Here is a 398-nt window from a genome sequence, read left to right as displayed (position 1 = left end):
GGCGATGCCTGCGTCGTCTTCGACCACCAAAATTCGCATCGCGCCATTGTCGCCCCACGTTAAGACGCTGTTAAGCAGGGCGCCCTATCGTTCCTCCCCATGTCCGAAACCTTCGCCCAGCCCTCCGGTGCGCCCGACCACCCGGCCCGCGCTGCAATCTGGACGCTGGTTTCCCTGCTGTGCCTGCTGGCCTGGGACGCTGCCGGCCAGGACCGGGCACTGGCCCATGTCTTCGGCTCCGCCCACGGGTTTCCCATGCGCCATCAATGGTTCCTGGTGCAAGTGCTGCATGAAATCCCCCGGCGCCTGGCCTGGCTGCTGACCTTGGCGCTGGCGCTCGCCGTCTGGTGGCCCTTCGGCGTGCTGCGCCGCGTGGGACGCACCGAACGCCTGCAACT

1 protein-coding gene is annotated in these 398 nt (G+C 67.3%); it reads left to right on the top strand.

From position 1 onward, the window contains the following. Positions 1–99: 99 nt before the first annotated feature. A partial coding sequence (locus tag QZH66_RS18665) for a hypothetical protein (protein WP_305807273.1) occupies positions 100–398 on the top strand: 299 nt, incomplete at its 3' end.

Source organism: Stenotrophomonas sp. YIM B06876 (assembly GCF_030711595.1).
In the GTDB taxonomy this organism is placed as follows: Bacteria; Pseudomonadota; Gammaproteobacteria; order Xanthomonadales; family Xanthomonadaceae; genus Stenotrophomonas.
Note: the sequence above shows the minus strand (reverse complement) of the source record. Positions and strands in the feature narration are given on the sequence as shown.